12 protein-coding genes and 1 pseudogene are annotated in these 12,013 nt (G+C 47.7%); 8 read left to right on the forward strand and 5 right to left on the reverse strand.

The window, feature by feature from the left end; all coding sequences use genetic code 11:
• Both MR847_RS00415 and MR847_RS00420 read right to left on the reverse strand, forming a co-directional pair.
• On the reverse strand, positions 1-91 hold a 91-nt coding region (locus MR847_RS00415; protein ID WP_287722577.1), incomplete at its 3' end, for a thioredoxin family protein.
• A gap of 124 nt (positions 92-215) precedes the next feature.
• A complete protein-coding gene (locus MR847_RS00420; RefSeq protein WP_287722556.1) occupies positions 216-920 on the reverse strand; it encodes a gamma-glutamyl-gamma-aminobutyrate hydrolase family protein in 705 nt (234 codons plus the stop codon).
• 190 nt (positions 921-1,110) lie between these two features.
• Between MR847_RS00420 and MR847_RS00425 the strand changes: the two genes are divergently transcribed.
• Together MR847_RS00425 and MR847_RS00430 are read left to right on the forward strand one after the other, a co-directional pair.
• Positions 1,111-2,460 carry a TrkH family potassium uptake protein gene (locus MR847_RS00425; protein ID WP_287722558.1) on the forward strand — a complete coding sequence of 450 codons (1,350 nt, stop codon included), beginning with the start codon at positions 1,111-1,113 and terminating at the stop codon, positions 2,458-2,460.
• Between the two features lie 9 nt (positions 2,461-2,469).
• Positions 2,470-3,120, forward strand: coding sequence for a potassium channel family protein (locus MR847_RS00430; RefSeq protein ID WP_106520377.1), 651 nt, complete (start codon positions 2,470-2,472; stop codon positions 3,118-3,120).
• Positions 3,121-3,141: 21 nt separating this feature from the next.
• On the opposite strand, the gene rmuC is transcribed toward MR847_RS00430, so the two are convergent.
• A complete protein-coding gene (rmuC, locus tag MR847_RS00435; protein WP_287722561.1) occupies positions 3,142-4,482 on the reverse strand; it encodes a DNA recombination protein RmuC in 1,341 nt (446 codons plus the stop codon).
• Positions 4,483-4,675: 193 nt separating this feature from the next.
• Positions 4,676-4,813 (reverse strand): hypothetical protein, encoded by a 138-nt coding sequence (locus MR847_RS00440; RefSeq protein WP_287722563.1) that lies wholly within the window; start codon positions 4,811-4,813, stop codon positions 4,676-4,678.
• A 76-nt stretch (positions 4,814-4,889) separates the two neighbouring features.
• Between MR847_RS00440 and MR847_RS00445 the strand changes: the two genes are divergently transcribed.
• The 6 genes and pseudogenes from MR847_RS00445 to hflX all read left to right on the forward strand — a co-directional run bounded on the left by MR847_RS00445 (position 4,890) and on the right by hflX (position 11,506).
• Positions 4,890-5,285 (forward strand): thioesterase family protein, encoded by a 396-nt coding sequence (locus tag MR847_RS00445; protein WP_100426408.1) that lies wholly within the window; start codon positions 4,890-4,892, stop codon positions 5,283-5,285.
• A gap of 3 nt (positions 5,286-5,288) precedes the next feature.
• Positions 5,289-5,891, forward strand: a complete 603-nt coding sequence (locus MR847_RS00450) for a pseudouridine synthase (protein WP_287722566.1) — start codon at positions 5,289-5,291, stop codon at positions 5,889-5,891.
• Between the two features lie 66 nt (positions 5,892-5,957).
• A pseudogene (locus MR847_RS00460) lies at positions 5,958-7,329 on the forward strand (Y-family DNA polymerase).
• Between the two features lie 13 nt (positions 7,330-7,342).
• Entirely contained in the window at positions 7,343-7,759 is a 417-nt protein-coding gene (locus MR847_RS00465) for a hypothetical protein (RefSeq protein WP_157798051.1), read from the forward strand.
• 120 nt (positions 7,760-7,879) lie between these two features.
• Positions 7,880-10,303 carry a DUF4859 domain-containing protein gene (locus tag MR847_RS00470; protein ID WP_287722574.1) on the forward strand — a complete coding sequence of 808 codons (2,424 nt, stop codon included), beginning with the start codon at positions 7,880-7,882 and terminating at the stop codon, positions 10,301-10,303.
• Positions 10,304-10,387: 84 nt separating this feature from the next.
• The gene (gene hflX / locus MR847_RS00475) at positions 10,388-11,506 is read left to right on the forward strand and encodes a GTPase HflX (RefSeq protein WP_100426402.1); all 1,119 of its coding nucleotides are present in this window, start codon (positions 10,388-10,390) and stop codon (positions 11,504-11,506) included.
• A 177-nt stretch (positions 11,507-11,683) separates the two neighbouring features.
• On the opposite strand, the gene MR847_RS00480 is transcribed toward hflX, so the two are convergent.
• A complete protein-coding gene (locus MR847_RS00480; protein WP_106520373.1) occupies positions 11,684-11,980 on the reverse strand; it encodes a hypothetical protein in 297 nt (98 codons plus the stop codon).
• Between the last annotated feature and the right edge of the window lie 33 nt (positions 11,981-12,013).

Here is a 12,013-nt window from a genome sequence, read left to right on the forward strand (position 1 = left end):
ACCAGCTTGCCCAAAAATCGATGAGCACCGGGACCTTGGACTGCATAACTTCTGCTTCAAAGTTTTCTTTTGTGATCGTCAGTTCAGACATGTTTTACCTCTTTATGTGGATTGTTCTTACACCTATATATTACATAAAGAGGTTCTAGGCAGCTGTGACTAGGTCACAATTTTGCGTGCAGGATGGAAAAAACTTTTTCGAACCCTATGCTTTTTTATTTGCCACTCATCCTTACAAATTCTTGCAATATTTGAATACTGCTCACATCCGTCTTGTACGAAAATTCCGGATGCCACTGTACCGCCCAGACAAAGCGATGTCCAGGCATATAAAGAGCTTCCACCAAGCCGTCTTCCGAAACGGCCATTGGTTTTAACATAGGCGACATCCTTCTGACCGCTTGATGATGATAACTGTTCACCAAGAGCTCTTCCACGCCCAAGCATTGGAACAAAGGCGAATCCTTGAGAATTTTTACCCGGTGCACAGGAACGTCATAAGGAGCCTGTTGGTGATGTTCCATCACCGAAGGTCTTTCCGTCGGCAGATCCTGATACAAAGTTCCCCCGAGAGCGGCATTCAAAAACTGGATACCGCGACAAATGCCGAGCAAAGGCTTGTCGAGTTCCAAAGCCTTTTGCAGCACGATTTTTTCCATCGCATCCCTTCGACTGCAGCAGACGACGGATTTGTTCAAAAGCTTTTCCTGGTAGAGCTCCGGAGAAACATCATGACCACCGGTGAACAGAAATCCATCACACATTTTTACCAAATGCTCCAAGTCGCCTTCATCGGAAGAGAGCGGTAAAACAATCGGAATTCCGCCTGCTTTTTGAATCCCATCCAAGTAGCCGGGGAACATCCAGATGCTTTCCTTTTCGTCATCCCACAGGGGCATTACACCGATCAATGCTTTCATGAAGTCACCTCAAAAAAAAGCTAACTTCGAGCATTTTCAAGTTCAACTTTTTAAACTCTCACGTAGCATTTTATCCATTCAAAAATGTCGTCCGCATTTTCAAGTTCATCAAAAATGTTCAAAATTTCTCCCTTTTCACCCCTAAAGCGTTCAATTTACACATTCCTTCAAAAAAGCTATACTTTTGATAATGGTGATTAAACAACATCGAATTATTTTGAATCTTTACCAAAAGACCATTGCCGTCTTTATTTTGGTAATCCTTTTTGGTGCAATTCTCCTAGCGCTTCCATTCGCATCTCAAACGGGAAACAGTTGCGGATTTTTGACCGCCCTTTTTACGTCGACATCGGCTGTCTGCGTCACGGGACTTTCCAAGGTCGATATTTGGACGCAGTTTACGCTGTTCGGGCAAATCGTGCTGCTGTTGTTGTTGCAAATTGGCGGTCTTGGATTCATGTCCATCATCACCGTTTTCTTTCACCTGTTCAATCGCCGGGAAGGTATCCAAAGCCTTTCCTTGAGCGCGGAATCCCTTAGAACCGATAACTTTCAAAACTTAAAGCGCATTCAAATGCGTCTTCTCATCGGATCTCTTTGTTTTGAATCGGTGGGCGCATTGATTTTATTTTTCTGTTTTCTGCCTTCGATGGGATTTTTAAAAGCGGCATGGTTTGGAATTTTCCATGCGATATCCGCCTTTTGCAATGCGGGTTTCGATTTAATGGGAGCTATTTCACCGGGGGCAGGGATGATCTGTTTTCAAAATCATTCCGTCGTGCTTCTGACACTTTCCGCATTAATCGTGATTGGCGGAATCGGCTTTCTTGTGTGGGACGACATCGCAAGTTCGGGGCATCCTCGTAAATGGTCCGTCTATACCCAGATCGTGATTTCCGTCAGTGCATTCTTGATTTTGTTTGGTGCAGGCTCCTTCTTCTTCATGGAGTTTCACAATCCCGAAACCATCGGTAACATGAATCTTGGACACCAGATTGTGAATTCCATTTTCCAGGCGGTCACGCCGCGTACAGCGGGTTTTGCTTCCATCGATCAGAGTTCCCTTTCGGATTCTTCGATCGCCCTGACTTCCCTGCTGATGATTGTCGGAGGCTCTGCCGGTTCAACGGCGGGCGGAATCAAGACAGCGACCTTCTTGATTATCTTCATGACCATCCTTTCTAATTTGCAGGGAAAGAAGAATGTGACGATATTCCACAGAACCGTGAGTCATGAACAGCTGCAATATGCGTTCGCTATTTCCGGAGGCTTTGTTCTGCTGAGCATCACCGGTGGATTTTTGATTGCCTTTTCTTCCGATATTCCTTTTGCTCACGCCTTTTTTGAAAGCATTTCCGCGATTTCGACCGTGGGTCTTTCACTCGGCGTCACTGCTTCGCTTTCTCCCGTTTCAAGCCTCATCGTCATCCTTCTGATGTACACAGGCCGTGTCGGACTTTTGACTTTAACCCTCGGATTTTTCAAGGCAAGAGAGGACTTGTCCATTAAATATCCGTCCGCAAAACTCATTATCGGTTAAGAAGTTTTTATGAAATCATTTGCCATCATCGGACTTGGGCTTTTTGGATCGCAACTTGCCATGGACCTGTTCAACGAAGGCCACAACGTTCTCGTCATCGACAACGACGAGAACATCATCGAAAAAATCGCCGACCGCGTTTCCAAAGCGGTGACAGTCGATGCCAAGAATCGCGAAGCCCTTTCTCAGCTCGGCATTCAAAAATACGACTGCGTGATTGTTTGTACGTCGAACGACCTTGCCACTTCGGTGATCATCACCATGAACCTGAAGGCGCTTAAAGTGCAGAAGATCATCTGCAAAGTCCGTGACGAAACCGACAAGGAAGTTCTCGAAACCTTGGGCGCGTCCATGTGCATTGTCCCAGAACATGTGGCAGCGATGAAGCTTTCGAAAAAACTGACCGCGGATAACGTCGTCGATTTTACACAGCTTTCCGAAGGCCACAGCATCATGGAAATCGAGGTCCCGCCATCTTGGACCGGGAAAACGATTTTGGAATTGAACGTTCGTTCTCAATACGGTCTAAACATCATCGCGATCCGCAGAAACGAAAGCCTTTGCGTAGAACTCACCCCGAGCTTTACCCTGGAAGAAGGCGACATCTTGATTCTGATCGGCAGCAACAAGAACCTTTCCAAGCTGCAAAAGCTCAAGTAAGACTTTACAGGACAGCGCCCATCAACATCCATTTTCAATCTGCGGAATCGGATTCTTAAGGCTCTGCTTTGCCCCGAGCTTTAAGAGCTTTGCACAGGTCTGCGGAATGCTCTGACCCGAATCCGAAAGTTTCTTTTCGCCTTCTTCATAAGCCTTTTGCGCACTCGCCAAGGCCGTTCCAACCGCGGAGTACTTCTTCATGAACTGTCCCACGCGATCGAGCATTTCGTTTGCAAGCGCATAAACCTTTTCATGGTTTTCCGCCTGCGTAATCTGCCGCCAGGTCATTCGAATAATCTGCAACGCAGCGTAAAGAGTCTGCTCGCTCGCAATGCAAACGTGCTTGTCCATCGCTTCGCGCCAAAGGGTTGGACGTTTCTGCCAAGCGGTCAAAAATGCGGGCGTATGCGGAATGAACATGATTACATAATCCACATTCACAAGAGGCGGTCGCACATAAGAGGAATAATCTTTTTCGGAAAGTTCCTTCACATGCTGTAAAATGCTGTCCAGATGCGCCTGGAGAGCGGCTTCTCGACGGACTTCGTCTTCGGAATTCACATATTCCATAAAAGCGGTCAAGGAAACCTTGGAATCGATGACGACAACGCGATTCTTATCCAAATGGAGCATCACGTCCGGGCGCAAGGTTTTTCCATTTTCCGTAACTACACGGTTCCCGTTTTCATCGCGAAGAACGCCCTGTGTTTCAAAATGGATGCCTTCTTCCAAACCCTGACTTTCCAAAAGTTCCGCGAGAACCGTTTCTCCCCAATCGCCTTGCAGCTTGCTCTGATGCTTGAATACACGGGCGAGCTCATCGGCGCTTTCCTTTGCAGAAGAGCTCATGTCCATCGCATGTTTTAATTGCTCTTTCAGAGAAGCGCCAAGTCCTGCCTGGGAAACCTTGGCTTCCTCCATTGACTTTTTCATGTTTTCGATGGATTCCTGGAGCGGTTTCACAATCTGTCCCAGGTTCATTTCGCTCGATTTGGAAAATTCCTGCTGACGCTGTTTAAGCATTTCTCCCGTCGCATTCTTCATCTGCTCGGCGAGTTTCTGCGAAATTTCATCAAAGCGTTTTTGCTGTTCCGCAATCATCTTTTGGGATGTCACTTCAGATGCGTTCAAGTCCGCTTCTGCCTTGGCGAGTTTTTGCACAAGCCCGGAATTTTCGATTTCCAGGGAATGATTCTTTTCTTTTAATGCTAAAATCTCTGCCGTCAAATGTTCATTGTCCGATTGCAGTCGAATTTCTTTTTCGACGCTCGCCGAATCCTTTTTCGCACGAAACGAAACATAGAGGAATGCGCACACGAGAATCATCAAAATAGCGGCGATCAAAACAGCCAATAATTCCACAGGGAATCTCCTGGTTTAGGGTTCTCTGCCGACAACTTCCGAAACAATGGCATAGGTTCCAGGTATCGCAGCGGCCACTGTCGTATACCGCAACCATTATGCATCACACCATCGTAAAGTCTGCCCTTCGGCAATTTCACAAAAATAAATTTTCCATCATCCGGAATTCCCAAATTCTCATCCACAACGGCCTTTACAACCACATACAGAAGCGGAATGCCCACAAAAGAATCCACCGCAGAAAAGCGCCGACCAGATCCTGCGCATCCCAGCACACGACAAAATGGTCTTCCGAAAATCTCGAATCCTGCTCGCAGGCGAGATATTTCACCTCGCCTTCTACTAGAAAAAGGAAATAACTATATTAGGTTTATAAGGAATTATCACAGCCAAGGATTTTGACGAAAATGTCTCGATTACAAGAGGGTCTCACAGGTAGCATCGAATTCATTGTCGACGACGAACATACCGCAAAGGAAATCGGCAGCGGTACGTTAGAAGTTCTCGCTACCCCTGCGATGATCGCGATGCTCGAAAAAGCAGCCTGGACCACCGTACAACCTTACCTTGAAGAAGGATTCGGGACCGTCGGAACCCTGATGAACGTGACCCACGAAGCCCCGACGCCCATCGGCATGAAGGTCGAATGCATCGCAAAACTCGTGGGGACGGACGAAAGAAAACTCGTTTTTGAAGTCGACGCCTATGACGAAAAAGGCCATATCGGTGGCGGCACGCACGAACGCTATATCGTGCAAAACGACCGTTTTCAGTCTAAAGCAGACGCTAAAATTTCTAAATAACCGATGACGGTCCTTCTTTTCAACAAACCCTACGGCGTTTTAAGCCAATTTTCCCCCGAAGGGAATCACCGGGCGTTGAATGAATTCCATTTTCCGAAAGGCGTTTATGCAGCAGGCCGTTTGGACCACGACAGCGAAGGCGCTTTACTGCTTACCGATCATGGCCAGCTGATTAAAACCCTTCTCGACCCCAAAAAGGCGCATCCGCGCACCTATCTTGCGCAGGTCGAAGGCCAAATCACCGAAGAAGCCATCCAGAAATTAATGAATGGCATTGTCATCCAAGGCTATCATACAAGAAAATGCAAAGCGGAAATCGTCCCGGAACCTCAATATCTCTGGGACCGCAATCCACCCATCCGTTACCGGGCAAACATCCCCACTTCCTGGGTCAAACTGACACTGATCGAAGGCAAAAACCGCCAGGTCCGCCACATGACAGCGGCGGTGGGTTTCCCCACGCTCCGCCTTGTCCGCATCCAAATAGACAAGCTCGGGCTCGATGGCCTAAAGCCTGGCGAATGGAAAGATGTTACTGCGTTTTTTTCTCATACAACCATGCAATCAACGCACCGTAAACGCAATCGATCCAACCGCGATCGGTAATCGGAAGGGTCGTATTCCATATCACCTAGGATTTGCATTTCCTTCGGCAAATTTTAAATTGAGAAAGTGGAAAAGCGGACCTATATCGCAATCGACCTCAAGTCATTTTACGCTTCTGCAGAATGCGCTTTCCGCGGTCTAGACCCTTTGACTACAAACCTCGTCGTCGCCGACGCCAGCCACACTGAAAAAACGATCTGCCTCGCCGTGTCCCCGAGCCTCAAAGCGCTCGGCATTCCCGGTAGACCACGCCTCTTCGAAGTCCTCCAAAAGCTCGAAGATTACCGCCGAAAGACCGGTAAAAAAAATCGATTTCATTACGGCTACCCCGCAGATGGCGAAGTACATGGATATTTCCGCCCAAATTTACAACGTCTATCTCAAGTACATCAGCCCCGACGACATCCACGTCTATTCGATCGACGAATGCTTTTTTGATGTTTCCCGGTACCTTTCGCTGTACAAAAAATCCGCCCACGACCTCGCCCGCTCCATGATCCAGGATGTTCTCAAAACCACAGGCATCACAGCGACCGCGGGCATAGGACCGAACCTATTCCTTTGCAAGGCGGCGATGGACATTTTGGCAAAGCACATCCCTGCCGACAAGGACGGAGTCCGCATTGCCGAAATCGACGAGCAGATCTTTCGTGAAAAGCTCTGGACACACAAACCTTTGACCAGTTTTTGGCAGGTCGGTGCAGGTCTTTCGCAAAGGCTTGAATCCATGGGACTTTATACCATGGGAGATGTCGCACGGGCAAGTCTTCACTTTCCCGAGCAGCTGTACAAGACCTTTGGCGTGAATGCAGAAATTTTGATCGACCATGCCTGGGGCTATGAGCCTTGCACCATCGCCGACATCAAAAAGTTCAAGCCCAAATCGAACAGCCTCGGTGCAGGGCAGGTTCTATCCTCTGCTTACAGCTGGGAAAAGGCGCGTATTGTCGTCCGAGAAATGGTCGATTCCATTACGCTCGATCTAATCGACAAGCATCTCGTAACAAACGCTTTGACCTTGGACGTGGGCTATGACCGAGAAAACGTTTCCAAGGGAATGTACCGAGGACCCCTTGTCATCGACCGCTACGGAAGAGAAATTCCAAAGCCCGCCCACGGAACAGCGAACATGGGGCATTACACGTCTTCGCAGTCCCAAATTGCGCAAGCGGTCCTTGAACTATTTGACCGCCTCGTTCCGCCGAATTTGACTGTCAAAAGATTGAACCTGGCAGCCAATAACATTCTCGACGCCAAATACGAAGAATTCGATCTGTTCACCGACGCCCATGCAGAAGAAAAAGAAAAAAAGCGTTTGCAAGCGGAACTTTTGATTAAAAAACGTTTTGGCAAAAACGCGATTCTCAAAGGCATGGATCTAGAAGAAGGCGCAACGGCCAAAGAAAGGAATTCCCAAATCGGAGGCCACCGTGCATAATCCCTATGCAGAAATGGCATATCTACCATATCCGGAAGTCCTCCAGAAGGTATGGGAAAGGCATCCGCGCATGAACCTGACCGACCGCGCGAAAATCTTTAGCCCGTTCGCCGCGCTCCGCGGATACGAGGACGAAATTGCGAACAAACGCTTTGAAAATCTAAATGTGCAAAAAGACGAATTGCTCGAAGACTCTCGGGCAGAACTCGACGAAGCCTTAAACGCACTTTTGGAAAGGCTCGAAAACGGAGAACATCCTTCCGTTTATGTGACCTATTTTGTGCAAAATCCAAACCTTGAAAAAGGGATGGGCACATACCCTTCCGCGAAAGGAACCCTTCAAAAATTCGACGCCCATACAAAAATTTTGACGATTGCCGGGCAAAAGATTCCCCTATCTTCAATCCGTAAAATTTTTACACATTTCTAACACGGATTCTTTGAAAACATTAGCATTTAAGCACTTCACATTTTAAAAATACGACTTATTTTTACACAGCACACAAATAAACGGAGGAATTTTCCTCCAGCAAAAATGGGTCGTTGGGTCATGAAACAAAAAAAAATTCTTTCCACTCTTCTCGCCGGAACGCTTTCTTTGAGCTTCGCGGCTAACGGGGATTCCTACACTTGGCCGAGTTATCGTTCCGATTTGGATTACGATACCAAGGCAAATATCGGCATCATCAATCCGCCGACGGAATTCAACACAGATTGCAATGGAGTTACCGGTAAAAAAGCGGGGAAATGGTGGGCTTTTTACTGGGGCGCGAATCGAGACAGCCGTATTACCGACGTCACCATCGACAGCATTCTCAAAAAATACGACACCGATTTCGGCTACCTTTATGATTCATTAGGCTGGGCTCCCGACGCCCAGGCTCAAGACGGCAAATACAGTGCCATTTACTATTACGGTTCGGGCACATGCGCTGGTGGCGCAGTCTCGGACACCACTGGAGGATGGCAAACCTGGGTAGCGGGCTACACCGCTGTTGCCGCTTCTTTTTATCCGCTTTACAGCTTTAATACCAGCTGCCCTTATAGCGACCGCGTTGCCCAAATGGACGCGATGGTTCACGAAGGCATCCATTCGATGACAAACGGGTATCCTGGCGCAAAAGAGGCTCACTGGTTCCAGGAAGCGGGAAACACCTGGATTCAGCAGGACATGTTTAGTCGTCGCAATCAAGTTTACAGCGGAATGGGCTTTTTGAATGCCGCCACGGTAATCGCCCCGTTTATGCCGATCGAATGCTATTCCGGTTGGCTAATCGATGGCACGTTTGGTGGCCCGGGAGCGCAGGGCGTTACCGGTAAAAACCAGAGGTATCTCTTGGGAGGTGCGCAGTACAGCAATATTTTCCCGACCTTCATGGGAACTTGGCTCGGTACAGGTTCCGTGCGTTGGATATACGGTCACGCTTACGGCAAAACGCCTTACCTGCTTGAATCCTATGGTTTAGACATTGGTCTTGGAGATGCAGGGGTTCGCCGTTTGATTACGGAATTCCGTGCCAAGCTTGCGATGCTCGATATGAAAGAATGGTCCGAATCCATTCGCGATCTTTTGAATCAACAGTTTGGTCAGACTAGCTACTGGGAACAAGATTATTGGGATAACAAAAATTACAGTTACACGTGGACGATGACGCCGTACCAATCGACGACCGATTCAAGCGGATATCTAATCCCTACATCCGAAACGACTCCGGGTTGGTCCGGAGCCAATGTGGTGCCGCTGAAAGTTTCTAGCGGAGCCTCGCAAGTCAGCGTTACCTTCTATCCAACCGGCAGCCATTCGAACAACACGAATATGAACTTCCTTCTCGCCTACCGCGCCACGGACGGCACGCCGGTTTACAGCGAACCGATTACCGGCGAAGGGACCGCCATTTTGAATCTCGACAAAATACCGTCGACAACGAATGGTTCTCAAATGGTCTTCGCCATTATCGTGAACACAGAATACGCTTACACAGGAAACGAAAATATTCGCACATACCATTACGACTATCGCTTAAAGCCTGAAACAGGCATCAGCGGAGCCGGAAACGCAAACACCGCTTACTATCGCAACTTCGAGCTGGATTACGACTGGACAAACCTGTCTTCGAGCTCTTCGGGACCGTCCTATTCGAGTTCTTCTACATCCAACAGTTCGAGCTCTTCTGAAAATTACAGTTCGAGCTCTTCTGAAAATTACAGTTCAAGCTCCAAAGTATCCAGTTCAAGCGAAGCCTCTACCGCAGCAACAATCGCTTTGAATTACAACGTCAATCTAAAGCTCCCGATCGACGATAATTACGCGGCCGTCACCTTTGACCTGAAGCTTTCCGAAGTCGCCTCGGCACTTGGCATTTCCGCATCGGAAGTCGCCACATTGGCCACCTATTTTGCACTTGAACCGAACGGAACTTTGAATACAAGTTCGACCGCAAATGCGCCGGGCCATTGGTTCAATGCAAACGGTGAAGTCGTCGAATACGCAAACGAAAATGCGACAATCTATTCGGAATTCGATATGACTTCTAAAGTCGCAAGAATCGGACATTACCCGAACCGCGTTTCGAACGGAAACACATACACCCTCACGCAAGGCTTTAGCTACAACAACAAACTCGTCACTTACACAATCACAATTACCGTGACAAACGAAAGTTCAAGCGGCGAAGGAGAAATGACAACCGCATTGATGTACGGCTTGAACGGTGTCGCAAGTCACCTGGAACTTTCGCATAACAAGGGAATTCTCCATGTGAATTACACTCTCGACCGAAACGACAATGTCAAGGTCAGTCTCTTCACCGCCTACGGTGCACTGGTCGCAAGCGAAATCGTTGGATACAAGAAGGCTGGTGACCATCAGTACAATTTTGACTTGAATAAGATGGGACTTCCGAGCACCACTTACATCGTCAAGATTTCTTGCGGATCCTTCCTCGAAGCAAAGCCAATCAACATTCACAAATAAGTTCTGAGTCCAACTCGCACATTTCTGTTCAATCTCGAAACACGCAACATTGGGTTGCGTGTTTTTTTTTATATTATTCAGCGTATGCAACATCCTATTGAGAAAGCGATCCTCGTGGGCATTATCACTCCGCGCATCCGAAAGGTGATAGCGGAAGAACATCTCGCCGAACTTCAACGTCTTGCCGAAACCGCAGGCGCAATCGTCACCCGCACTTTTATGCAACGCGTGCAAGCATTCAATCCGGCGACGCTCATCGGCGAAGGAAAGGTTTCCGAAATCAAAACAGCCCTCGAAGAAGACGAAGCGAGCCTTGTGATTTTTGACGACGACCTTTCCGGTTCTCAGGTTCGCAATTTGGAACAGCGCTTGCCCGGAATCAAGGTTTTAGACCGCACAGGCATTATTCTTGATATTTTCGCAAAGCATGCAGTAACCGCCGAAAGCCGCCTGATGGTCGAAGTGGCACAGCTCCAATATTTGGTTCCAAGGCTTACCCACGCCTGGACGCACCTTTCCCGCCAAGCAGGCGGACGCGGCATCGGCATGAACGGTCCAGGCGAAACGCAGCTCGAAACGGACCGTCGCATTATCCACAAAAAGATTCAGGAACTCAAAAAGAAACTCGTCAAAATCGAGGACGCTCGCGAACGTCAAGCCGTACGCCGTGAAGACACTTTCCAAGTCGGCATCGTCGGTTACACGAATGCAGGCAAAAGTACGCTCACGAACCGTTTAACGTCTAGCAACGTCTATGTAAAAGACCAGCTCTTTGCCACTCTCGACAGCACCATGCGCAAACTCTACGTGGGAGACGGCAAGTTCATTCTGCTTTCCGATACGGTCGGCTTTATCCGCAAACTTCCCCACCATCTAATCGATACATTCAAAAGTACGCTTGGCGCAGCAAGCAAGGCAAACTGCATTTTAAACGTCGTCGATGCCACCGCGAACGATTACCAGGAGCACCTAGAAATTACACACAAAATCTTGGAAGATTTGATCGATCCAAAAATTCCGCGTATCATCGCGTTCAACAAAGCTGAAAGCGCTAGCCCCGAACGCAGACAGGAACTTTTAAATCATTATCCCGAAGCACTCCAAATCAGCGCTAAAGAAAATATAGGAATGGAGTCACTCAAGCAACTTCTCATTCAGAAAATGCAAACGTGGGAAGACGATCGCAAAATGCGCACAAACTAGTTTCCGCAAAATCGTCCAGTTCTGCGGCTTCTAGCAATACTTATTTTGATACCACAAAGATGTTTGAGCCCAATGTAAAATATGGCTCCCATGCGGATTCTCGAAACGGAAGAGTGTCTAGGACTGTAATAATTACATTAAAGTATGAACATAATGGACGAAATAACATTACAGTTTTTACCGAAAATCTGAACTACGGCAAGATGCGGCTTCATTTGTGAGGCTGCTGAAGAAATCCTGGATCGAAGAAACGTTAGCAAGATTTAACTTGCCCAAAGCCTCCGTAAAGGATTGGTCAACATTTTGCTGCATCTCTGAAAGAGTTGAGCTCAGAGCACTTGCATAATTGTAATCAGTAATTTCATCAACAAAGTCATCGTAATCAACATAGGCATCCATCATCCAACGTGGTCCGAGAGCCTCGATTTTGTAGTTGTTCTTGTTTAGACTTTTTCTCTGTTGTTTCTTTGACATAACGACCCTTTGTTGGTGAAAAACTTTTTACCC

Origin of the sequence: Hallerella sp., from assembly GCF_022776125.1 — a bacterium.
Taxonomy (GTDB): domain Bacteria; phylum Fibrobacterota; class Fibrobacteria; order Fibrobacterales; family Fibrobacteraceae; genus Hallerella; species Hallerella succinigenes.